Below are 23,416 nucleotides of genomic sequence, written 5' to 3' on the forward strand. Positions count from 1 at the left end.
CTGCTTCTCTTGCCTTGTCAAACGATTCTTAACAAGAGGGCCGCCCGAGCTTCGTCGATCGCCAGGTCAGCAGCCTGCCGCGTTGGCCCTTGGACGACAATCTCGCCGAATCTGTGCCGGCCGTTCATGAAAGGCACGACCATCTTCCCTGGATCGTGATCGAGGACAATACGCTTAATACCGCTGATGGCCAGAGCGGTGCGCAACCGCGCCGGATCGTACTCGAGTCTCCCTCCCTCTTCGGAATGCAACAGTTCGACTTTCGACGCACCAACGTATGGTGGACGGTCAACGACGGATGTAGTGCCGGTCAGCGCCAAATCGATCGCCATGTCTTCAATGGATATACCGTAGTGAAAGCGGATTAACTGACTTAGCGAATTACCCCCTAAACGAGGCGTGAGTTCTAAAAATATTGGAGCTTCACCGCTCCAAACGAAATCCGCATCGAACACCGAGTTGAAGATTGACAGAGACGTGAGGATATTTCTCACGTCTTTCAGGACTTGCTCGATTTGCGCGGGGGCCAGCCCTGAAGGCACGGAGTGGCCAGCCGTGGCGACCACGGGCGGCGCAGGGAGGTGTCTTTGCGTCACACATGAAAAAATAATCTCGCCGTCGAGCAAGCAACCCTCAACGGTGCCTTGAAAACCGGCTTCGTAGTGCTGCGCAAGCGCTATCCCGGAGCGAGAATGCTCCAACGCCGCTGCAATAGCGGACGCAAAGCTGGCACGATGGCTGACCAAGGTCACACCTTTGCTGCCCGACGAGTCGTCAGGTTTGACAATGCACGGCAACGAAACGGCCGTGGGTGCGCCGCTCGGAGGGTTAGATACGAAAGTTTCGAACGGCGGTACGGGATAGTGGAGCTTTAATAGGTAATCGAAAAATGCGGATTTGCTAGTCAAAAGGCGCGCCGCTTGAGGTGGCGGTCCGCTCAACCCCAACTGCTCCGCTACTACGGCTTGAGTCACGACGCCGACATCAGTTGCCGGTGCAATAATCCCATTTATGTTGGACCGTCGGGCGATCCGCAGGACTGTGGTGATGTCCGTAGTGCTAGCTACGTGTGCTTCCTCTGCGAGAGTGTGACCAGGATTCTCTGCGGACCAGTCAACCACCACAACGCGGACACCCCGTTCTTTGGCGCGCTGGATGACGCTGCATTGATAATTAGACGCACCGAGAACGAGAAGTGTAGGATATTTCGCCACAGGTCATCTATTCTATCTCGGCTAATCGATTGCTAAGCCGGCCGGATACAATCGTCAGGTAAATCCGAGAAAGATAAATTCCAAATACAACGAGCGCTAAGAGAATCAGACCACTCATGAATGACGTCACGACAATCATACTTGCCCAACCCGGAACACCGTTATTTTCGTAGATGGCGCGCCAAACAGTATGAATACCCAGAATGGTTGAGCATCCCAAGGCCAAGGCGCAGAGTGCGCCAACAAATACTATAGGATATGCGGAGTACGAAAAAATTAGGCTCGCGGCGAGGGACAAACTTTTGCCAACAGTGTAGTTCGACGTACCGTGGGCTCGCTGCTCATGAACAACCGGGATATTTACCCGATTGGACGAGTTAGCTAGCAGCATCGCGGTAATATAAGGCCGCTCGCTGACTTGTGTAAGTGCTCCTTCCGCGACTGATCGTTTCATCGCACGAAAGCTGGTCAGCTCAAATGAACGGGGTAGCTGGAAGAGGCGTTTAATTAATTGATCTATGAAAGTGCCCGCGGTGTTGCGCACGGCGCTGTGCTTCTTCTGAGAATAGCTGCCGATAGCAAGGTCGTATCCCGAGAACACCGCATCCACCAAGTTAATGACGTCCTCTGCCCGGTGTTGAAGGTCGTCGTCCATCGTTACCACTATGTCGCCTGTGACGAGCGATAGTCCGGCCTGGATAGCCCGGTGTTGGCCTCCATTCGTAAGCGCTCGAGCAATACGGAGTTTGCCTCCGTAGGCCTCTTTCGCTGCTTTTAGCGTTGCCCACGTATCGTCGGGGCTCGCATCGTCAACCACGACAACCTGCAGATCCCAGTCGGTTGTCGCTTCGATCTCAAAGAGCTGCTGCAGCAGGGTTGGAAGCGATGCGGCAGACTTGTATGCAGGGATGACAATGCTCACCTTTAGCTGCGAGGCGGCAGGGTGCGACTGGGTGGGTTTAACGGTCATAAGCGATTTGGAACCGCGCTGTGGCCTAACCAGTTGCCCGCGGGTCGGGCACCTTCAACAACCCAGAGGTACACGCCCGTGGCTCCAACAGGGCGGACCTCTTGAAGCTCACGCTTACGGTCTGTTGCACTGGTTTCTGTCCTTTAACGTAACCACGATCGCGTGCCGTCAGTAAATCTAGCAGCCGCTGAGGATGGCCCCTGCCCCAGACGCCTGCGGCGACATCGCCGCAGCGATTGTGGTTGAGGTCCGGACCTCAAACAGCCTCGCAGCATACGTGTGTTCGGGCGGCCAGCAGCACCAGGTGTCGTAACAATCCTCTTGGCGGCGTTGCCGGCGAGAATGGCCAACCCCTTCATGCACTCGATGCATCGGAACTCGGGCCTGTCGACCTTGATGAGCGTTCGCAGCCCAGCGAGTTTTTGCACCTCGTCAAGGCCGGTGCGGTCTTGGAGGTAATTTGAGTCGCCGGTAGGTTCCTATTTGTGGCTGAGTGGGTCGGCAGTGGGTCGCGCGGCAAGCGAGTGCCTTACATAGAGCTGGACGCTCTGGTTTGGCGCCTCGAAAATAAGGCCGGGAAGTAACATGAATGCGCTAGAGGCCTCGTCATGATTTCGCGCACGCGGCCGAGCTTCACCGCGCTGGAACTAACGAAGGCGCTGCTCGTAGCCCGCAACGGAAACGCACTAGGGACGCTCAGTCGGGACCTCGCTGCATACTTCGGCGTCGCAGACGTGGTCCTCACGGGTTCAGGTCGTGCCGGGCTATTCGCGGTACTGCGGGCCATGGGCAGGAGGCGCGTAGTCGTGCCCGCCTACACATGTAACGCGGTCGTGGAGGCCGCGTTGCTGGCAGGGTGCGAGATCACCTTTGTTGACTGCGCACCCAACTCTTTTCAGACCGATCCGTCTGACCTGGGGCCGGTCCTCGGAGAAGATTGCGTCTACGTCGCTACCCACCAGTTTGGTATCCCCTGCGCTATCGAAGAAACGGTGCAGGTCTGTCACGACCACGGCGCCTTCGTAGTCGAGGACTGCGCTGCGTCGCTCGGCACTCGCGTGAATGGTCAACTTACGGGCACATTTGGTGACGCCGCCTTCTTCAGCTTCGACATGTCGAAGCTGCTTACAGTTCCGCTTAAGGGAGGCGCAGTGATCACGCCAGATACGCTGCTTCTCGAGGCGATCCGGCACGCTCACCATGCGAGCACCCAAGCGCTGCCGAAGCAACTGGAGTTGCGTTCGTTCGCCATGGGGGCCGCCCTGCTTACGCTGCAGCATCCCAAGCTTTATCGCGCATTTCATCGCAACCGATTTCATGAAGGGGGCACCTTCACTGCCGAGACTCCGCTCGGCGTGGTCGAACGCGGCCCGTTCTATCGCTACACGATGACCAACGCCCAAGCTCAGGTGGTCCTAGCACAATTCGCCCGCATCGAAGCTCTGATCGCTGAAAGGCGATCCCTCTATGCCTTCTATCGTGGCGCCCTTTCCCCCGCGATCGGTTTTTCTCTGCCGCCCGCCGACGAGCACAGCGCGTGGGCGCCGATTCGGTTTCCGATTCGCGTGCACGACGATAAGCTCGCATTTTACCGGGAATCGGCACGTCGTGGAGTTGACTTTGCTTTCAGCTTCACGTTCATCGAAGCGCCGGCCACATGCGCCCGGGCGCACGCGCACGCTCGCCAAGTGCTCGATCTTCCCTTCTACAGCGGCCTCACCGAGGGGCAGCGCCAGCAGGTGGTCGACACCATCCTCGCGGTCGATCGCGACCTGTCTCACGCGCGATGCTAAGGTGCTGTGAAAATGTGGAAAAAGATCACGCAGCGGATTGCGTTTGGGAGCAAGGGTTTCGACCCTGTCGCTTACTGGCGCCAGCGGGCTGATGACCCCGGCACGGTAAGTGTGATGTGGGAGAATCGCGCATTCAACGATCTTGTCGACCGTGACGAATGGGCAGTGATCAAAGCAACACTGCCCGAACGGCGTGGTGCTGTTCTCGACCTCGGCTGCGGCACTGGCCGTGTCGCGCAGCGGCTTGCCTCGGAGTTCGATGATTACACCGGAGTCGATCTTGATACCATGGTGGCCGAGGCCCGCCGCCGGTTGCCAGCGCTAGCGTCGTCGTTTGTCGCCTCAACCGTCGGGGACTACGACTTCCCGTCCGAAAAATTCGACTTCGTCCTTTCTCTTGGATGTGTTGCCACGGCGTGCACCAACTCGACGCTTCCGCAAGTTGCTCGCAAGATCGTTGGATCAATCAGGCCTGGCGGTCGAGTCACGCTTATCGAACCCTTCCATACCAGCCCAGTGCTCACGCGTGGCTGCAAGATGAAGCCCCAAGAGGTCTCCTCGCTCTTCACATCGTTAGGCATGAGGGGAGTGCGGCACGGCGGAATTCTTTGCTTTCCTGCGCGAATGCTGTTGTCCGAGCCCATCTTTGAACGTACGCCACGCTTAACCAAAGGAGTCTACGAATTAAGTGAGCGGCTCGCCCGACGATTTCCATCAGCGCTCGCCGACTACGCCGTGCTTTCGTTCGAAAAGCGCTGATTCGCGCCGCTCGATGCGGGTGACCACGCGCATCTTGCCTGGGGAAACCCAGCCGAATCAAATTGGCCTGTAAGGGCCCGGTGAGTTTTCAGTGGGAGGCATCCGACCCCGCAAGCTCCCTGTAATGACAGGCAGCCGGCGATCCGATATCCAAGGGCTCAGGGCCGTCGCGGTGCTGCTGGTCGCGTGTTTTCACGGTGGACTTCCGGTGCCCGGGGGATTCGTGGGTGTCGACGTATTTTTCGTGATTTCCGGTTTTGTCATCACCGGGATGATTTATCGCGAGCGCTCGGCATCCGGAGGTTTCAGGTTGCGCCACTTCTATTTCAGGCGCTTCAAACGGCTTACACCGGCTCTAGCACTCACCGTCGCGGTGACAATCGTCTTGTCTTTCTGCCTGATGTCACCCTTCGAAGTGCAGCAAAAGGCAGCTCAGGCGGGAGCTGCCGCGATGTTACTAGTCGCTAACTTCGAGATCGCGCGCAACACAGGAGACTATTTCGCGCAACCAGCCAAAGTTAACCCGATGCTGCACACTTGGTCGCTGTCAGTGGAAGAACAGTTTTACCTTGTATTCCCAGCGCTACTCCTGCTTAGCTGGGCGTTATCCAAACACGGACCGCGACGCCCGGGTCGAGCAATCGTGCTGGTCAGTATCGTATCGGCCGTATCTTTTTGGCTTGCGGTGGTGCACCCAGGAGGGCAGAAAGCCGCCCAGATGAACATCACGGGCTTCTACAGCCCTTTCACGCGGGCGTGGGAGTTCGCGGTGGGCGCGCTGCTCGCCCTTTTCCTGACGACCCGATCGCTGCGCTCCGACAAGTTCGCGGAGGTTCTGGCTTGGCTCGGCATAGCGCTAATAGTTCTTTCAGCCGCCGAGATCGATGAGGCGACGCCGTTTCCCAGTACGTGGACTTTACTTCCAGTTGTCGCAACACTGCTGCTGATCGCAGCGGGCACGCATCATGTCACCACGGTCGGCCGTGTTCTCACCCTTGCACCCATTGTGAAGTTGGGCGACTGGTCGTACTCGATATATCTCTGGCACTGGCCGCTGGACGTGTTCGCCATTCAGCTATGGCCGGGGTCCTCGTACGCAACGTTGATTTCCTCGTCACTCGCAATCCCGATCGCCGCAGCCTCGTATCACTGGGTCGAACAGCCCATTCAACGGCTACCTCCGCTTAACCGCGCACGCAGTGCAGCTCTGATCGCCGCTGTCGTCCTACCCCCTGTGCTGTTAGCAGAAATCGGAGTATTCGCCGCGAACGACTTCTGGATACCACGGTACAGATCGGGTGTCGTCCCCACGGCGCACCACGGCAGCACCGATTGGGACGACTTTTACCACTTTTTAAACCGCGTATCGGTCCCCTGCTTCGACCAACCTTCACGAGATAGCGCTGTGCAATGGAAGGGGCTCAGCCATTGTCGGCAGTCCAAAACTGGTTCAAAAGTGGATATTGCCATTATCGGCGATAGTCATGCTGAACACCTATTCCTCGGATTGGCCGAAGCCTTACCCGATAAAAATATCCTCTACTACATGGCAAATGGATTGCCAGTCGCAACTACAAATGGCATGGCTGACGTTATCGCCCATTTCGCCGCAGACCCAATACTTGAAACAGTTGTCATCAACGGCGATTGGCCCAGTCGAGGCGTAGGCGAAAAAGACCAGCTAGCGACAACCTTGAACGCCTTTGCATCGAAGGGCAAATCAGTTTTCGTGACAGACGATGTTCCCTGGTTCCGCTTCGATGCGGTCGTTTGCAAGTACCGCATCGCCCCCATATTGCCGTTCTCGAAATGCACTCAGAGCCGGCAACGTTTCGAGGATGATTACGCTACGTACTTCCCCGCACTGCGATCCACCGTCAACAAGGTGCCGGGAGCAACCCTGCTCGAGACAGCACAGTATTTCTGCGACCGATACTCTTGCCGCATGAACCAAGGCGACGCTCTCTTGTTCCGCGACTCAAACCACCTCAACGAGACGGGCAGCAGATACCTGGCCGGCCGGATGCTCGCCGATAATCCGCAATTCCGGGCTGCCGTCTCACGCTCGTCGAATTAATTACTGCCGATCAGATGCAGAGGCGACCAGACTTTGAGCCGTCCCAACACCGAAGAACAATCCGACGCCGATTGCCAGAACAGCAGGTCCGCCCATCAGTAGGCTGCGAGCAACCGTCGCCGTAGCGGCGGCGGGCGCACCCCGAAGCAGCAGGTGACTGCGCACCACGCGGTTGTCCGCATCGGCAGGCCGGATATCGGGCGGCAGGATTGCCCTCAGATCAGGATCGCCGAGCACCTGTGCCTGTCGTTCTGGATACGGATGGGCAAGTGTGACACCGTGATTGGCGCTCCCGCGCTCCTTGAGCTGTTTCAGGTCTCCGGTCGCCAGATAGGCCCGAACATTGGCGGTCTGTTGATCTGCCGCCTTGCTCCAGTAACTGCAGGCGAGCACCGACACGCAACCTGCCACCGTGAATGCGACGGCAACGGCGACCACCCAGAACACCGGGCCACGTTGGACCCTTTTGCCCGCCTCGGCGCTGCGCGCCCTGTCCGACAGTGCGAACACGCTTACGAACGCCATGGGATACACCATCAGCACCACGTCTAAATAGCGGGGGGGTCTGCTGCACGAATAGGTGACATCTGAGTTGGCTTGCCCAGCATGGGCGGGCTGGAAGGATGTCCCCATGGCAAGGCCCTACCCCCGCGAGTTCCGCGACGACGTCGTCCGGGTCGCTCGCAACCGCGATGACGGTGTAACGATCGAGCAGATCGCCACCGATTTCGGAGTGCACCCGATGACGCTGCAGAAATGGCTCCGTCAGGCCGACATCGACGAAGGCACCAAGCCCGGCAAGAGCGCCAGCGAGTCCGGTGAGCTGCGCGAAGCCCGACGGCGGATCAAACTGCTAGAGCAAGAGAACGAGGTGCTGCGCCGGGCCGCAGCGTATTTATCGCAGGCCAATCTGCCGGGAAAAGGGTCTACCCGCTCGTGAAAGAGCTCGCCGCCGACGGGATCCCCGTCGCGGTGACGTGCCGGGTACTCAAGCTCTCCCGCCAACCGTATTACCGCTGGCTGGCCGACCCCATCACCGAGGCCGAACTCATCGAGGCCTACCGCGCCAATGCGCTGTTCGACGCGCACGCAGACGATCCGGAGTTCGGCTACCGCTACCTCGTGGAGGAGGCGCGCGATGCCGGCGAGCCGATGGCCGAGCGCACCGCATGGCGGATCTGCTCGCAGAATCGACTGTGGAGCGTGTTTGGTAAGAAACGCGGCAAGAACGGCAAAGTCGGGCCGCCGGTGCACGACGATCTTGTCGAGCGTGACTTCACCGCTGAAGGGCCAAATCAGTTGTGGCTCAGTGACATCACTGAGCACCGCACCGGTGAGGGCAAGCTCTACCTCTGTGCGATTAAGGACGTGTTCTCCAACCGGATCGTCGGCTACAGCATCGACTCCCGAATGAAGTCACAACTGGCCATCCGGGCACTACACAGCGCGGTAGCCCGACGCGGAGATGTCGCGGGGTGCATTCTGCACTCGGATCGCGGATCTCAGTTCCGGTCAAGGAAATTCGTACACGCCTTGAATCAACACGAGATGGTCGGCTCTATGGGCCGTGTCGGAGCCGCCGGCGACAACGCCGCCATCGAGAGCTTCTTTAGCCTGCTGCAGAAGAACGTGCTCGACCGCCGCCGCTGGGACACCCGAGAACAACTCCGCATCGCGATCGTCACCTGGATCGAGCGCACCTACCACCGGCGCCGCCGCCAGTCCGGCCTCGGGCGGTTGACCCCGATCGAATTCGAAGCAATCATGACCACACCGGCCAGTCAGGCCGCGTGACCGAAACTGTCACCTGATCGTGCAGCAGACCCGGGCGCTACCACACTTCCGCGTCCGTAGGCGAACAGAACTAGTTGAATGGTGACCCAACCGGAGATTCCGAGGACGACCCAGGCGCCGTCGGAAATACTCGGGCGGGTCTTCAAGGTACGCCGACAGTACAGGGCGATCGGGATTCCTCCGGCAATCGTCAGAGCCGCGAAAATCCCAAGTCCTGCAACGAAACCCGCAGGGGTGGACATTGACTTGGCGCTTTCAGCTCCCCACGCGGTCATCGCGACGGCGATCGACGCCATTACGACGACAGCTGCGATTTCGCGGTTGCTGCGCTTCCTGCTGTTCGTCACGATTTGCAGTGCCACCAGCATCGCAGCGGCCGGCAGGGTGGCGACGCCCGTGGCAAAGGTGAAGTAGCTGAGGATTGCCGCCGATAAACCGGCAAACCAGCGCACCGAGAATGCTGGCGCAGTGGAGAAAGCGGCTAGTGCGATCAGGCCGAAGAGCAACGACAGATAGACCTGCGATTGAAATCCCCACACGGTGTTCTCGAAGTCGATCGGAAACGCGAAAATCAGCGCGACAAAACAGGTCAGGAGCACCTGAAGGTGCGGTGCGACAAGAGGAATCAGCAGGGCGGCGAGCAACGTGACTAAACCGGTGAGGACGGCTGCGCCGAAAATCATTTCGAGGCGGGTGTTCCACTCACCGGCCATCTCGAGGTGAGCCAAGGCAACGAGGCGGGTGATCAGGATGCGGTGGCCATTGTGCGATGCGACGAGATCGGCAAAGGATATGGTGCCTTTGAGGTAAGGCGAATACAGGGCTTGCCCCTCAGCGTCCCATTGATCGAGCAGTGGCACTGATGAGCTGAACGCGGAAACGATGATGAGCCGGCACCCGAACACCGTGCAGGCCAAAGCCGCGAGCAAAGCAGACAAGCGTCGTCGTCCGACCGGCGACCCAGTGTTCGCCTCGGTTGATATCACCTCGTCGTCTCCACGCACTGTCAGTCCCCTGGTCGTCCGGGTGCCAACTCGTCAGGACGAAAGGCTTTTTCGCCGTCGGTATCGCTGTAGCGCATTCACCGCCCCCAGTCCGGCGGCACCGCTTCCGGCCCACCGCATCACCGGACGCCGCATCGCGAGGCCATACCAGCGCAGATACGCAGGCAACCACCCGACCAGATCGAATTTGCTTTCTCCGGCGGTACGGTCCTCCCAGCTGCTCGGGACCTCGTCCACCCGGTAGCCCAGCAGATGCGCCTTCGTCGTGAGCTCCAGACCCACCTCGAATCCGCGCTCGCTTTCGACCGCGACTTCGCTGAGGAGTCGACGGCTGTAGCCGCGGAAATTCGTGGTGGCGTCGTGTGTGGGCAAGCGACCGACGTAGTGCAGACTCAGGCCCGCGGTGCGCGACATGGCAGTCTTCAATCGGGGCCCACCGGCCTGCGAGCCACCCGGCATATAGCGCGAACCGCTCACGACGTCTGCGCCCTCGTCGCGAATCTTGGCCGCCATCAACGGAATCACCGATGGCGGGTCCGACAGATCAGCCATACTGCTGACAATGACATCACCCCGCGCTGCCGCAAAGCCGGCGATCAGAGCATTGGCCACGCCCTTGCCCAGGGAGTTGCGCACCAGACGGACCGTGGCGGGGCGGTCGTCCATCGCGGCCAATGCCGGCAGTGTGGTGTCCTCGTCGAAGTCGTAACAGATCAGCAATTCGTGCGGTGTGTCCGCCAGTGTATTAGCGAGCCGCCTGACGCAGACCTGGATGTTCTCGCCTTCGTTGTAGACCGGTATCACCACGCTGATCAGCCGCTCGTTGTCGGCCGAATCGGACGGCTTGCGGGCGCGAATGACGAACTGCTTGCCGAACACCGGCCAGGCCCACCTGGATCGCACGTACAGCTGGACCAGGATCGGCGCCTTGGGCAAGGGTGAGTATGTCGAGTACGGGAGAAAACGTTGGTGGGTGTCGACCACCTCAAATTCGTTGAGCTGCAACAGTTCGGTCAGGGAGCGATCGCTGATCGGGACCGAATGATCCCAGAAATCCCAGTAGGCGCCGGCAAGAAATCTGATATTGGGCCCCAGGGCGATGAAATGTCCCCCCGGTCGCAGCACACGCCGAACTTCGGCGATGGTGCGCTCTACTTGCGCCTTGTCCTGTAGGTGCTCCAGCATGTTGCTGCTGAAGACGACGTCCACCGAGCCGTCGGCGAGAAAGTCGAGTTCGTCTGCCCGGCTTTCGTGAAATTCGATGTCGGCATTGAGCTTGCTCGCGCTGTCGGGGTTCAGATCGACCCCGATCCGCCGTGCGGCCTTGACCTGGTTCAGGAATTCGCCGTAGCCGCAACCCAGGTCGACGACGGTGTCGCTTCTTCTGATCCACGCCTGGAAGAAGTCGTGTACCAGAACGGTCCATATCTCGGATCGCGCCTCGAGGTCATGACCGAATCGGTTGCGGTACAGCTGCTGTAGATCGGTTTCACCAGCGATTCGCATATTGTCCTCTGGGTCAGCTCGACCGCGCGTCAGATAGTGCCCGCTTCAACGGCGCTGACAACCCAGGGGATGACCTCGTCGAGCATGGCATCGAGGGATGTCGCCGCGGAAAACCCAAGCACCTCCGAAGCCTTCTGAACATCCGGCGAGCGCAACTGGACGTCGTGCTCGAACGGCGGGTCGCTTTCGTAGCGAAAAGGCGTTTCCGGCCGCATCTTGCGCCAGATCACTTCCGCGAGTTCCACGACGGTGGTCGCCTCCGGGGTGGACAGGTTGAAGTCGCCGTTGAGCGCCGCCGGGTGTTCCATACAGGTACGGATACCGCGGGCCAGATCCCCGCCGTAGGTGTAGTGCCGCACCTGCGTGCCGTCGCCGAGTATGTGCAGCGGGTCCTGGCCCTTCGCCACCTTCTGGATAAGGTCCGGGACGACGTGACTCATGGCGAGTTTGACGTTGCCACTGGGTATTTCACGGCCGCCGATGGCCCGCTGCTCACCCGTCCCCACGCAGTTGAAGGGACGGATGATGGTGTACGGCAATCCGTACTGTTCGTAGGCGCCGTGCGCGAAGTACTCGCACGCCAGCTTCTGGAATCCGTAAGTGCTTGTCGGAGGCGGGCATTCGGTGATGTGCTTCTCCGGCGTCGGGAAGATGGTCGCGTTCTCGAACACCATCGACGAGCTGATCACGTTGATCTTCTTCAGCCAGCCCTTCTGGTAGGCGTATATGGCCGTATCGAAATGCGCAGCGGCGATGCGCTCGTTCTCGGCCAGCAGGTCGTACGCGTACTCGTGGAAATAGGTGATACCTCCGATCCGCGCCGCGCTGGCGACCATCTGGTCGCAGCCCTCGACCAGCCGGAACATCAGGTCAACGTCTTTGACGTCACCCTCGACGAACTGATAGTTCGGATGATTGTCATAGCTTTTGGCGACGGGGCCGTACTTCGAGTAGTTGTCGATGCCCACAACTTCGTGACCCGCTCGGAGCAACTCGTCGACGACGTAACCGTTGATGAATCCCGCACTGCCTGTGACAAAGACCCTCACCGGGCTGCAGCTCCCATGCCCAGGGTCGCCAATTCGGCTCCGTTCAAAGCGTTGTCGTCCGCCTCGCTGACGTCCAGGCAACCCCACACGTCCTCGACGATCGTCCCCTCCGGCACCCGCAAGCCCCGATACTCCGAATGCGGAACCCCGACCACTATGACGTCGGCCCGTTCGAGAATGGCATCAAGTGGCAGGTAGTCCGGCCCGTCCAGGAACGGGTCGTGACGGATCACCTCTTTGGCTTCGAGCATCAGCAGGTGCCGCAGCTTGAAGCTGAGCGAATCGCGCGTGTCGTCACAGTCCGCCTTGAAGGTCATGCCCAGGATGCCAACGGTCTTGTCGCGCAGGTCGACTCGGCGCTTGAGCATGTTGACGATGAACTGCGGCTGGCCTTCGTTGATCAGCATGGCCGAGTGGCCGAGCATGAAGTTGTTGTTGCTGAAGGCGGCGAGCTGCATGGTGTCTTTCAACAGGCACGGGCCGGCGGCCAGGCCGGCTCTCGGCAGGCTGTCGACCCGACCGTTCTTATACGTTGCGGCATGGTGGACGCGGTTGTAGTCGAGCCCGGCTTCGCGGCTGAGCAGATAGAACTGGTTGGCGACGGCGAACTGGATGTAGCGATAGCTGTTGCAGAACAACTTCGCCAGTTCGGCTTCTTGCGGCTCCACCTCGATGATCTCGCTGGTGATCCCGGAAAACAGCTCCCGCACCACTCGCAGACCCTCGTCGTCGAATCCGCTGATGATCTGCGGAATGATCCTCAATTCACGCAGCGAGTGTCCCTGTGCGATGCGCTCCGGGCAGAAGGTCACGTGCACGCCGATGCCACGCTCCTGAAAAAGGTCATGCACGCGCTGGGTGAGCCCCGGGTACACCGTGCTTCTGAGCACCAGCGTCTGCTCGTCGTGGAAATACGGGCTGATCTCGTTGATGATCCGAAAGAAGGTGTGCGCCTGCGGAGTCAGGAACTCATCGACCGGTGTGCCGACGACACAGATCACGATGTCTGCATTCCTGACGATCCATGAATCTGTGCTCGCCGAGAGACGTCCGGTTGGCAGCAGACGCTTGAGCAGTTCCTCGGCGCCGTTCTCGATGAAGGGCATGTTGCCGGCCATGATCGTCTTCAACGCCAGCGCGTTCGTATCCAGGATGTCGACCGTGTAGCCCTCGTCGGCCAGGACCAGCGCCAGCGGTAAACCGACGTGCCCCGCACCGCCAACGATGCAGATGCGCTTGTTGTGCTGATTCGCCACGCGAATCGCCCCTCCCTTGCATACCCCGTCCCGTCCGGATCCGGACGCGACCAAACTGTCCCCAACAGTCAGGCGAAAGTGCTGGCCTGAGCGTACGAAATTTCTCGCGAGCAGATGCGGCGTTTGGCGCACATACCGCAGGTATGCCGACGGCGGCCGTTCCGTGCCGAATGCATGCTGTAGGTTCGGATGCTGCCCGTCTGACGTGATGCACCGTGAGGAGACCTCATATGCACTACCTCGTCACCGGGCACACCGGATTCAAGGGCCCGTGGCTTTTGTTGCTGCTCCTCGGCCGCGGCCACCAGGTGTCCGGTCTCGCTCTGGATCCACCCGGCGGCAGCCTTTTCACCCGGGCGGGCCTCGCCGACCAGATGCTGAATGACTACCGGGTTGACATCCGCGACGCCACCGCCACCGCATCAGCGATCCAGGCCGCCGCCCCAGACGTCGTGGTGCACATGGCCGCCCAATCGTTGGTACGCGAGTCCTACCGCGAACCACGCTTCACCTATGAGACCAACGCGATGGGCACGATGAACGTGCTGGAGGCGGTCGGAGCCACCCCCTCGGTCCGCGCGCATGTGGTCATCACCACCGACAAGGTCTACCGTAACGTCGACCAGGAAGCCGGCTATGTCGAAACCGATCCACTCGGCGGTGACGATCCCTACAGCGCTTCCAAAGCGATGGCCGATCTGCTGACCCAGTCCTGGATCCGCAGCTTTCCGGGGTGCCCCACCGCAATTGCCCGGGGCGGCAACGTCATCGGAGGCGGCGACGTCAGCCACGAGCGGTTGATGCCCGACCTGGTGCGTGCCTATGCAAGCGGCCGGGCGCCGCTGTTGCGGTTCCCCAAGGCCGTGCGCCCCTGGCAGCACGTGCTCGACTGCCTCAACGGGTACCTCACCATCGCCGACGCACTGCTAAGCGGTACGGGGTTGGGCCAGTGGAACATCGGGCCCGGCCGGGACAGCTTCGTCGAAGTCGGCCGGGTGGCCGGACTGGCCGCGGACCTGTGGGGCGGCGGCGCCCACTGGGACCGCCAACCCGGCGAGCACCCCCACGAGGCCAATCTCCTCGCCCTCGACGCGACCAAAGCACAGACGGAACTCGGCTGGTGCAACCGACTCGGTTTCCGCGATGCCGTGTCATGGACCATCGAATGGGAACGGCGTGTCCACGACGGCGCCGACCCGCTCAGCGTGACCAGAGAGCAAATCGCCGCGTTCGAAAGCCTTGATTGACCCCCGGCCCGTATATCGTCCCCACGATGAGCAACCACACCTACCGCGTGATCGAGATCGTCGGCACCTCACCCGACGGCATCGACGCAGCGATTCAGAGCGGTCTCACCCGAGCGAAGCAGACCATGCGCAACCTGGACTGGTTCGAGGTCGAGTCCGTTCGTGGCCACCTGGTAGACGGGGAGGTCGCGCACTACCAGGTGACCATGAAAGTCGGCTTCCGCCTGGAAGATTCGTAAGCCGGCCTTAACCCGCGACCTGTCCGGGCTCCGTGTACGGCGCACCCAGCCCGTGCACCGGCCGGTAGCCGCGCTTGCGCGCTCTGCCGGCGGCCTGCCGGATCATCTTGTACAGCGCGAGGAACGCGGCGTGGTCAGTGGCGACGAACGGCGTCAACAACCGGTTGTGCACGACGGAAAAGGCGACCCCGGTCTCCGGGTCGTTCCATCCCACCGAGCCGCCCAGACCCACGTGACCGAATCCGGGCATCACGTTGCCGATCGGCAGGCTGTGGTAGCCGAGGTGGAAAGCCATCGGCACGAAGATGTTGCGGTCGCGCTGGACGACCTTCTCCCCCGTCAGGCCGGCCACCAGCCGCCGCGACAGAAACCGGGTGCCGTCGACCTCTCCGCCGTTGGCGATAGCGCCGTACATCCGCGCCAGCGCGCGGGCCGTCACCACCCCGTTGGCCGCGGGGATCTCGGCGTCCAGCATCGCCATGTTGCCCTGCACCGCCGCGATAACGCCGGGGAAGTACATGGACCGGTATCCGCCGGAGAATGAGTTGGCCACCCGCTGCACCGCACAGGTCAGAAGCCGGTTGGCCGCCATGTCCTGCGGCATGATGATCTCGGCCGCGCGGGTGGGCGAGCCGGCGGGTGGGCGGCCCAGGTGGAAACCGTCGGTGCCCAGCGGTTGGGCCAGCTCCTCCCGGAACAGGACGCGCATGTCCTTGCCGGTGACCGCCCGGGCCAGCCCGGACATCAGCCAGCCGAAGGTCAGCGCGTGGTAGGCCGGCTTGCCCAGCAGCCGTCCCGGTGACGCCGCGGCCAGTCGCTCCTCCATCAGCACGTGATCCAGCAGCTCTTCCTGGGTGGCCCCGCGCAGCCCCGACAGGCCGGCGGTGTGCTTCATGACGTCGCGCACCGTCATCTTCGCTTTGCCGTTGGCCCCGAACGAGTGCCAGTACTCGGCGACCGGTGCGTCGTAGTCGATCAGCCCGCGGTCAGCCAGCCGGTGAATCACCGTGGCGGCCATGCCTTTGGTGGCCGAAAAGACCATCGGGGCGGAGTCCGCCGACCACGGCACCTTGCCGTCGCGGTCGGCCCAGCCCTTCCACACGTCGACGACGGGCTGCCCGTCGAGATAGACCGCCAGTGCCCCGCCGCCGAAGCGGTGACCAGGGAACATGGTGGAGAATGCACGAACGACGCAACCAAAGTGGGAGTCCGCGGCACCGAACACACCATGCCCTGCGTCAGGGGCATCGTGAGAAGGAACAGCGCGGCGATCGACTCCGATGTCTACCGTCACGGCTTTGAATTTACTTCGCTTTCGTAGAGTCCATGGGCGAACCCGGACAAATTTACCGATCCGTTAGGTGGTTGCGACCTCAAGTATTAGCTGGGCGGCTAAGGCCGGGGTGAGCTCGCCGTCGCGCACCTGCCGTTCGACGTCCCGGCGGATCTTGCGCACCTCGGGATTGGACATCACCTTGTCCAGCACCGTGTCGCGCACCATCTGCCAGGTCCAGTCGACCTGCTGCTCGCGCCGCCGCGCCTCGAACTGGCCGGCCCCGGTGAGCACTTCGCGATGCTTCTGAATGGTGTCCCACAGCTCGGCCAAGCCGGTACCCTCCACCGCGCTCATGGTGAGAACCGGTGGCCGCCATAGCGATTCGCGCGGATGGATCAGTCTCATCGCCCCGGCGAGTTCCCGGGCCGCCATCCGCGCGTCCTTGAGATGCTCGCCGTCGGCCTTGTTCACCACCACGATGTCGGCGAGCTCCAGCACGCCTTTCTTGATGCCCTGCAACTGATCCCCGGCGCGCGCCAGGGTCAGCAGCACGAATGTGTCGACCATGTTGGCCACCGCCACCTCGGACTGCCCGACACCGACGGTCTCGATCAGGATCACGTCAAAACCGGCCGCTTCCAACAGCACAACGGTCTCCCTGGTGGCCTTTGCTACCCCACCGAGGGTGCCCGACGTCGGAGACGGCCGGATGTAGGCGTCGGGGTGCGTCGCCAGACGCGCCATCCGGGTCTTGTCACCCAGGATGGAGCCCCCGGTGCGCGTCGAGGAGGGGTCGACGGCCAGCACCGCGACCTTGTGGCCCTGCTCGATCAGGTGCATGCCCAGGGCTTCGATGGTGGTGGACTTGCCCACCCCCGGCACCCCGGTGATGCCCACCCGGTGCGCGTTGCCGGCGTCCGGAAGCAGGGCCAGCAGCAGCTGCTGGGACCGCTCGCGATGATCGGCGCGGGTGGATTCGAGCATGGTGATGGCCCGGGGCAGCGCCGCGCGGTCGCCCGAGCGGATCGCATCGGCGAGCTCTTCGACGGATGTCATCTACGCCGCCTGCCGCGCCGTGGCCGCGACACTGAACCTGCGCACCCGACACGCCGCGCGAAGTGTGCGTCGTTGCAGTCTCGGCGAGAACTCAACGTCGCGCGCGCGAGTACGGCGTGGCTCCTGAGACAGGCGTGAAAGTTGTGGCATTCCGCACACTAGTCCAGGTCATACCCCAGTCGGTCGGCCAGCTTGTGCAGCAGGCCGATCGCGGAGTCGGCGATCACGGTCCCCGGCGGGTAGATGGCGGCGGCACCGGCTTCATACAGCTCGTCGAAGTCGCCGGGCGGAATGACCCCGCCGACCACGATCATGATGTCTGGACGTCCCACCTCGGCCAGCGCGTCGCGCAACGCCGGCACCAGCGTGAGGTGGCCCGCGGCCAGCGAGGACACCCCGACGACGTGCACGTCGTTGTCGGCGGCCTGCCGGGCGACCTCGTCCGGCGTGGAGAACAGCGACCCGACGTCCACGTCGAACCCGATGTCGGCGAACGCCGTCGCGATCACCTTCTGACCGCGGTCGTGTCCGTCCTGGCCCATCTTGGCGATCAGGATCCTGGGACGACGGCCGTCGGCCTCGGCGAATTTCTCGACGAGTTCGGTTGCTTTGGCGATGTTCGGGGCCGTTCCCACCTCGTCACGGTAGACGCCGGCGATGGTGCGGATCTCAGCCTGGTGGCGTCCGTAGACCTTTTCCAGCGCGTCGGAAATCTCCCCCACGGTCGCCTTGGCGCGGGCCGCGTTGATGGCCAGCGCCATCAGGTTGTTGCCCAGCCCGTCATCACCGGCAGGACCTTGTGCGGCGGCTGCACGACTCAGCTCGGCCAGAGCCGCCTCGACGGCCCCCGCGTCCCGGTCTGCCCGCAACTGCTCCAGCTTGGCCAACTGCTCGGCGCGCACCCGGCTGTTCTCGACCTTGAGGACCTCGATCTCTTGGTCCTCGACCACCTGATACTTGTTGACCCCGATCACCGGCTGCTGGCCGGAGTCGATGCGGGCCTGGGTCCGCGCGGCCGCTTCCTCGATGCGCAGCTTCGGGATGCCTTCGCCGATGGCCTGGGCCATGCCGCCGTGCTCGGCGACCTCCTCGATGTGCGCCCGCGCCTTCTGGGCCAGCTGATGAGTCAGCCACTCCACGTAATACGAACCCGCCCAGGGGTCGATCGGCCGGGTGGTGCCCGATTCCTGCTGCAACACCAACTGGGTGTTGCGCGCGATACGGGCGGAGAAGTCGGTGGGCAGCGCCAGCGCCTCGTCGAGTGCGTTGGTGTGCAACGACTGGGTGTGGCCCTGGGTGGCGGCCATCGCCTCGATGCAGGTGCGGGCGACGTTGTTGAACACATCCTGAGCCGTCAGCGACCAGCCCGAGGTTTGCGAATGGGTGCGCAGGGACAGCGATTTGGAGCTCTTGGGATCGAACTTGGCCACCAGCTCGCTCCACAGCAGCCGCCCGGCCCGGAGTTTGGCGACCTCCATGAAGAAGTTCATCCCGATCCCCCAGAAGAAGGACAGTCGCGGGGCGAACTTGTCGATGTCCAGGCCGGCATCCAGGCCCGCCTTGATGTACTCGACACCGTCGGCCAGGGTGTAGGCCAGCTCCAAATCGGCTGTGGCGCCGGCCTCTTGGATGTGGTAGCCGGAGATCGAGATGGAGTTGAACTTCGGCATCTTGGCGCTGGTGTAGGCAAAGATGTCAGAGATGATCCGCATCGACGGCTTGGGCGGGTAGATATAGGTGTTGCGGACCATGAACTCTTTGAGGATGTCGTTCTGGATGGTGCCGGCCAGCTTCTCCGGCGGCACCCCCTGCTCCTCGGCGGCCACCACATACAACGCCAGGATCGGCAGCACCGCGCCGTTCATGGTCATCGACACCGACACCGACGACAGGTCGATGCCGTCGAATAGCTGGCGCATGTCGAGGATGGAATCGATTGCCACACCGGCCATTCCGACGTCACCCTGGACGCGCGGGTGGTCGGAGTCGTAGCCGCGGTGAGTCGCCAGGTCGAAGGCCACCGACAGACCCTTCTGGCCCGCGGCCAGGTTGCGGCGATAGAAAGCGTTGGATTCGGCGGCGGTGGAGAACCCCGCGTACTGCCGGATTGTCCACGGCTGGTTGACATACATGGTCGGGTAGGGCCCGCGAAGGAAGGGCACCTCACCGGGGAACGTGTTGAGTGGATAGCCTTCTTCACCGGCCGCGGCACGGTCTTCGGCGATGTATACCGGCTTGACGTCGATGCCCTCCGGGGTCTGCCACTGCAGCTGGTCGGGGGTGTACCAGTGGGCTTTTGCTGCCGCGGCGACGTGCTCTTCGACCGCCGCCTCGGTGGGCTTCGGCAAGGGCCGGTCGCTGTGCAGCGGAACGTCGGCGAAGCTTCCGATTGAAGGAACTGTAGCCGTCACCGTTATGCCCCCAATCTGGTGAGCAGACTCGAAAGCGCTTCGACTGCATTGATTTTCGCGGTCAAATACTCGTCGGGCCGATATTCGGCATCGCCCACGGCTTTTTCGGGCCCGGCCAGGTACACCCGTTCGATTCCGGCATCGCGGGCGGCCTGCACCACACCGGAAACCTCGTCGGGATAGCGCTTGTCGGTTCCGCAGATCACCGCCGCCGTGGGAGACCCCGCTGCCAGGGCGGCCTGTGCGACGCCCGCGGCGTCGACGGTGCCGGGGTTGATCGCTTCAATACCACCGGATGCCAACAGGTTTGCGGCAAAGGTGGTGCGGATGTTGTGTTCGGCCAGCGGACCCATCGGCAGTAGCAACACCTGCGGCCGGTGGTCGTGCTCCGCGAGGTAGGCGTCGGAGCGGTCGCGCAGCGCCTCGAACTCAGCGGCGTAACGCCGCAGTTGCCCAGCCCTGCCGAGCGAATCACCCTGTGGCAGCGGAGCTTCGCCGAGGTTCGGGAATTCGTTGACGCCGGTGATCGCGATCCGGCGGTGCGCGATGTCGTCGGCGCGCCGGGCGGCCAGCGAACCGATCTCGCCGGCCAGAAAATCGTGGGCGTCGACGAATCCACCTCGGGACTCGATGGCCTGGAAGTGTTCCCACGCCCGCTCGGCCAGCTGCCTGGTGAGGTCCTCGACGAACCACGAGCCGCCGGCCGGGTCGAGCACCCGCCCGACGTGCGACTCCTCGAGCAGCAGCAACTGGGTGTTGCGGGCGATGCGGCGCGCGAAGCTGGTGGCCGTGCCCGGCCAGCCACCGGGGATGGACACGTCGAACGCGTAGACCAGCACGGTGTCGGCGCCGCCCACACCCGCGCCGAAGGCCGCCAGCGTGCAGCGCAGCATGTTCACCCAAGGGTCGCGCTGCGTCATCATCGGCAGCGATGTCTCCGCGTGCACGACCGCTGCGCCGCCGTCGGGATCGCCCGCTACCTCGGCGACGCGGGCCCACAACTGTCGCACGGCGCGCATCTTGGCCAGCGTCATGAACTGGTCGTCGTCGGCGGCGAGCCGGAAGCTGATCTGGCGCAGCGCCTGCCCTACCGGCAACCCGGCTTCGGTGAGCTCCCGCAGATAGGCGACCGCCGCGGCGATCGTCGCGCCGAGTTCCCACGCGGCGGTGGCACCCAGGTTGTGGAAGGCGGGTCCGTCGACGGTGACCGCCCGTACACCCTGCTGATCCGCGGCGCGTTTCGCCACCGCGATCACGTCGTCCAGTGTCGGTGCGGCGCGTTCGCTCAGCGTCGCGGTGAGCGGGTCGGCGCCCAGGTCGACCGACACGGTCGCGCGCTGGTCCGCCTCGACCTGCCCCACCAGCGCCAGCATGGCGTCCGCGGCCGCTACGTAATCGGCTCCGGCGTCGATGATGACCGGGGCCATGCTCAGATAGACGCCTTCGAGCAGCCCTGCCAGCTGGTCGGGAGCCACACCGGACTCCCCCACCCGCAGCAGCAGTCCGCTGACTCCTTCACCCAGCGCGGCCAGCAGCGCGCCATTGGCCTCCGCGACGGGCGCGCCGGGCAGCGGAAACGCTTCGACGACCTTCCAGCCGGACTTCACGTCGCGCGACGGGTCGCCGCCGCGCACGAAGGGCCAGTGGCCCGGCAGTGGCGGCTCGGGCAGTTCGTCGAACGCGGTGTACAGCGGCCGGATGACGAACCCGTCGTAGGTCGGGGTCTCCAAGCGCTCTTCGGGGTGGTCGCCCAACTCGGCCGGGTCGATCCGCGCGCTCTTGGCCAACACACCGGCAACTGCACTGCGCCAGCGCCCGCGAACCTGTTCTAGGTCGGCGAGTTCGGGTACGTCAATGGACACCGATTTGCTCCTGTTTCCGCAGCAATAAGCAGTCTTGTTGAGGCTCACTTCCGGGTTGTCGCTTAGCTAATCAGGCTAATTGATCGGCAGCGGAATCCAGGAATCGAGGTGCCGCCGAGCGGAACACCGCGCCGGCGAAACGCCAGCCCTGGGAAACTCGATATTCATTTTCGCCCCGTACCCTTGGAACCCGTGACGACCGCCGCCATCAGCAAAACCACCGATACGGTGCGCGGCATCGCCATTGCTCTGCTCGCGGCCGCACGACAGGCATCGGTGCCGCGAGTGGTGGCAACCGCGGTGGGAATCACAGTTCTGGTGGCCGTCGCACTGCTGGTTCCGCTACCGACAGCGGTGGAAATGCGTGACTGGGCCCGCTCGCTGGGGCCGTGGTTCCCGCTGGTGTTCTGGCTCGTGCACACCGTCGTCACCGTGCCGCCGTTCCCCCGCACCGCATTCACGCTGGCGGCCGGCCTGCTGTTCGGTCCGGTGGTCGGCGTGCTGATCGCGGTGACCGCGAGCACCGCCAGCGCCGTGCTGGCGACGCTGCTGATCCGCGCGACGGGCTGGCGGCTCAACCGCCTGGTGCAAAGCCGCACGATCGGACGGCTCGACCAGCGACTGCGGGAGCGGGGGTGGCTGGCCATCCTGTCGCTGCGGTTCATTCCTTTCGTGCCGTTCTCGGCGATCAACTACGCCGCCGGCGCCTCGGCCGTGCGGGTGATGCCCTACATGTGGTCCACGATCGCCGGCCTGCTGCCCGGCACCGCGGCCGTCGTCATCCTGGGCAACGCGTTCGCCGGCGACGCCAACCCGCTGATGGTGCTGGTGTCGGTGTGCACCGGCGCGCTCGGGTTGTGCGGGCTGGGTTACGAGATCCACCAGTACCGGCAGCACCACCGGCACACGGCGGAGCCGGCGCCGGTCTCCGAGCCCGAGCAAGAACCGGCGGTGACGCCCTGACGGCTGGGCTGGCCGCGCAGGGTCGGTTCTGATGTCTCAGGCGCAGTTTTTGCGCACGGTGGCACTGCTGGCCGGCGCGTTGGTATCGGCGGTGGTCGCGTTGTGGCCGTTGCTCGCGCGTGGACAGTCGCGCGCCTACAGCTGGCGACTGTCGATCGTCGCGCTGCTGAGCACGGCAGCGTTCGTGGCCGCCATCTTTCTGCCCGGAGTCCGCAGGCCCGTCGCGCAACCCCTCGTCGACCTGCCCCCATTGCCCACGATCGGACCAGGCACCGCGGTCGCTGTCGCCTTCGCCGACGGGACCGGCGGAATGGCCTGTACAGCAGGGTTTCTCGTGCGGACCACCGGCGGCGACACCGGACTGCTCACCGCGGGGCACTGCAACAAGGCCGGTGAGGCCAGCCGGGTGAGCATGAACTCCGGCGCCCGTCCGTACCAGAGCGTCGGGACGTTCACCCAGACCGTCAGCGAGGGCACGCGCGGCGAGGCGCACGACATCGGTCTGATCACCCTCGACTCCGACACCATCCCCCGCAGCGCCTCGATAGCCGGCTCGATGCCGGTCGCCCGCGTTGCCGACGCGGTGCAGGTCGGTCAGCAGCTGTGCAAATTCGGCATGAAGACGGGCCGGGTCGAATGCGGACAGGTCACCGAGGTCACCGAGAGCAAGGTGGTCTTTCTGGCGGCCAGCCAGTGTGGCGACTCCGGCGGACCCGTCTACCTCATCCAGCCCGACGGCGCGGCGGCGGTCGGAATACACATCCGCGGCGGGCGAATGAATGACCCGAACCCTGGATGCTCAATTCCCGCAACGTTTTCCGTTGCCGAATTGGTGCGGCCGTGGCTCGATCAGTGGGGGCTGACGGTGGTGACGGGCTGACGCGCCCCTTTCCTCTGACGGCGAGATTGCCACCACGGTTGTGCGGTTTGCCCAATGCAC

18 protein-coding genes and 1 pseudogene are annotated in these 23,416 nt (G+C 63.0%); 8 read left to right on the forward strand and 11 right to left on the reverse strand.

Features of this window, described 5'->3' with window-relative positions; all coding sequences use genetic code 11:
* Positions 1 to 17: 17 nt before the first annotated feature.
* Both QXH22_RS01020 and QXH22_RS01025 read right to left on the reverse strand, forming a co-directional pair.
* Positions 18 to 1,214, reverse strand: coding sequence for an ATP-grasp domain-containing protein (locus QXH22_RS01020; RefSeq protein ID WP_306274740.1), 1,197 nt, complete (start codon positions 1,212 to 1,214; stop codon positions 18 to 20).
* 7 nt (positions 1,215 to 1,221) lie between these two features.
* The gene (locus QXH22_RS01025; protein WP_306274741.1) at positions 1,222 to 2,136 is read right to left on the reverse strand and encodes a glycosyltransferase; all 915 of its coding nucleotides are present in this window, start codon (positions 2,134 to 2,136) and stop codon (positions 1,222 to 1,224) included.
* A gap of 656 nt (positions 2,137 to 2,792) precedes the next feature.
* Here QXH22_RS01025 and QXH22_RS01030 point away from each other — a divergent pair.
* The 3 genes from QXH22_RS01030 to QXH22_RS01040 all read left to right on the forward strand — a co-directional run bounded on the left by QXH22_RS01030 (position 2,793) and on the right by QXH22_RS01040 (position 6,813).
* Positions 2,793 to 3,977 carry a DegT/DnrJ/EryC1/StrS aminotransferase family protein gene (locus tag QXH22_RS01030; RefSeq protein WP_306274742.1) on the forward strand — a complete coding sequence of 395 codons (1,185 nt, stop codon included), beginning with the start codon at positions 2,793 to 2,795 and terminating at the stop codon, positions 3,975 to 3,977.
* Positions 3,978 to 3,989: 12 nt separating this feature from the next.
* The gene (locus tag QXH22_RS01035; protein ID WP_306274743.1) at positions 3,990 to 4,736 is read left to right on the forward strand and encodes a bifunctional 2-polyprenyl-6-hydroxyphenol methylase/3-demethylubiquinol 3-O-methyltransferase UbiG; all 747 of its coding nucleotides are present in this window, start codon (positions 3,990 to 3,992) and stop codon (positions 4,734 to 4,736) included.
* Between the two features lie 124 nt (positions 4,737 to 4,860).
* The gene (locus QXH22_RS01040) at positions 4,861 to 6,813 is read left to right on the forward strand and encodes an acyltransferase family protein (RefSeq protein WP_306274744.1); all 1,953 of its coding nucleotides are present in this window, start codon (positions 4,861 to 4,863) and stop codon (positions 6,811 to 6,813) included.
* On the opposite strand, the gene QXH22_RS01045 is transcribed toward QXH22_RS01040, so the two are convergent.
* The gene (locus QXH22_RS01045) at positions 6,814 to 7,359 is read right to left on the reverse strand and encodes a hypothetical protein (RefSeq protein ID WP_306274745.1); all 546 of its coding nucleotides are present in this window, start codon (positions 7,357 to 7,359) and stop codon (positions 6,814 to 6,816) included.
* An 85-nt stretch (positions 7,360 to 7,444) separates the two neighbouring features.
* Between QXH22_RS01045 and QXH22_RS01050 the strand changes: the two genes are divergently transcribed.
* A protein-coding gene (locus QXH22_RS01050; RefSeq protein ID WP_142283724.1) for an IS3 family transposase occupies positions 7,445 to 8,607 on the forward strand; the annotation gives its coding sequence in 2 pieces (ribosomal slippage) (positions 7,445 to 7,729 and positions 7,732 to 8,607; 1,161 coding nt in all).
* On the opposite strand, the gene QXH22_RS01055 is transcribed toward QXH22_RS01050, so the two are convergent.
* The 4 genes from QXH22_RS01055 to QXH22_RS01070 form a co-directional block, all read right to left on the reverse strand.
* A complete protein-coding gene (locus QXH22_RS01055; protein ID WP_306274746.1) occupies positions 8,595 to 9,545 on the reverse strand; it encodes a hypothetical protein in 951 nt (316 codons plus the stop codon). The genes QXH22_RS01050 and QXH22_RS01055 overlap by 13 nt on opposite strands.
* Before the next feature lie 99 nt (positions 9,546 to 9,644).
* Positions 9,645 to 11,117, reverse strand: a complete 1,473-nt coding sequence (locus QXH22_RS01060) for a glycosyltransferase (RefSeq protein WP_306274747.1) — start codon at positions 11,115 to 11,117, stop codon at positions 9,645 to 9,647.
* Positions 11,118 to 11,146: 29 nt separating this feature from the next.
* Positions 11,147 to 12,166: an NAD(P)-dependent oxidoreductase gene (locus tag QXH22_RS01065; protein WP_306274748.1), complete on the reverse strand. Its 1,020-nt coding sequence runs from the start codon at positions 12,164 to 12,166 to the stop codon at positions 11,147 to 11,149.
* Positions 12,163 to 13,422 (reverse strand): nucleotide sugar dehydrogenase, encoded by a 1,260-nt coding sequence (locus QXH22_RS01070; protein WP_306274749.1) that lies wholly within the window; start codon positions 13,420 to 13,422, stop codon positions 12,163 to 12,165. Before QXH22_RS01070 ends, QXH22_RS01065 begins: the two co-directional genes overlap by 4 nt.
* Positions 13,423 to 13,652: 230 nt before the next feature.
* Here QXH22_RS01070 and rfbG point away from each other — a divergent pair, with 230 nt between their 5' ends.
* Positions 13,653 to 14,669, forward strand: a complete 1,017-nt coding sequence (rfbG, locus tag QXH22_RS01075) for a CDP-glucose 4,6-dehydratase (protein WP_306274750.1) — start codon at positions 13,653 to 13,655, stop codon at positions 14,667 to 14,669.
* 26 nt (positions 14,670 to 14,695) lie between these two features.
* The gene (locus tag QXH22_RS01080) at positions 14,696 to 14,908 is read left to right on the forward strand and encodes a dodecin (RefSeq protein ID WP_055579412.1); all 213 of its coding nucleotides are present in this window, start codon (positions 14,696 to 14,698) and stop codon (positions 14,906 to 14,908) included.
* Between the two features lie 7 nt (positions 14,909 to 14,915).
* On the opposite strand, the gene QXH22_RS01085 is transcribed toward QXH22_RS01080, so the two are convergent.
* From QXH22_RS01085 to mutA, 4 genes and pseudogenes are all read right to left on the reverse strand, one after another.
* A complete protein-coding gene (locus QXH22_RS01085; protein ID WP_306240923.1) occupies positions 14,916 to 16,202 on the reverse strand; it encodes a serine hydrolase domain-containing protein in 1,287 nt (428 codons plus the stop codon).
* Between the two features lie 52 nt (positions 16,203 to 16,254).
* Positions 16,255 to 17,240, reverse strand: a pseudogene (meaB, locus tag QXH22_RS01090) (methylmalonyl Co-A mutase-associated GTPase MeaB).
* A 158-nt stretch (positions 17,241 to 17,398) separates the two neighbouring features.
* Positions 17,399 to 19,651 (reverse strand): methylmalonyl-CoA mutase, encoded by a 2,253-nt coding sequence (gene scpA, locus QXH22_RS01095; protein ID WP_306274752.1) that lies wholly within the window; start codon positions 19,649 to 19,651, stop codon positions 17,399 to 17,401.
* A 2-nt stretch (positions 19,652 to 19,653) separates the two neighbouring features.
* Positions 19,654 to 21,513 carry a methylmalonyl-CoA mutase small subunit gene (gene mutA, locus QXH22_RS01100; RefSeq protein ID WP_306274753.1) on the reverse strand — a complete coding sequence of 620 codons (1,860 nt, stop codon included), beginning with the start codon at positions 21,511 to 21,513 and terminating at the stop codon, positions 19,654 to 19,656.
* Positions 21,514 to 21,705: 192 nt separating this feature from the next.
* Between mutA and QXH22_RS01105 the strand changes: the two genes are divergently transcribed.
* Together QXH22_RS01105 and QXH22_RS01110 are read left to right on the forward strand one after the other, a co-directional pair.
* Positions 21,706 to 22,476 (forward strand): TVP38/TMEM64 family protein, encoded by a 771-nt coding sequence (locus QXH22_RS01105; RefSeq protein WP_306274754.1) that lies wholly within the window; start codon positions 21,706 to 21,708, stop codon positions 22,474 to 22,476.
* Positions 22,477 to 22,507: 31 nt separating this feature from the next.
* Positions 22,508 to 23,356, forward strand: a complete 849-nt coding sequence (locus QXH22_RS01110; RefSeq protein WP_306240929.1) for a S1 family peptidase — start codon at positions 22,508 to 22,510, stop codon at positions 23,354 to 23,356.
* Positions 23,357 to 23,416 lie beyond the last annotated feature (60 nt).

Source organism: Mycobacterium sp. TY814 (genome assembly GCF_030755175.1).
GTDB lineage: Bacteria > Actinomycetota > Actinomycetes > Mycobacteriales > Mycobacteriaceae > Mycobacterium.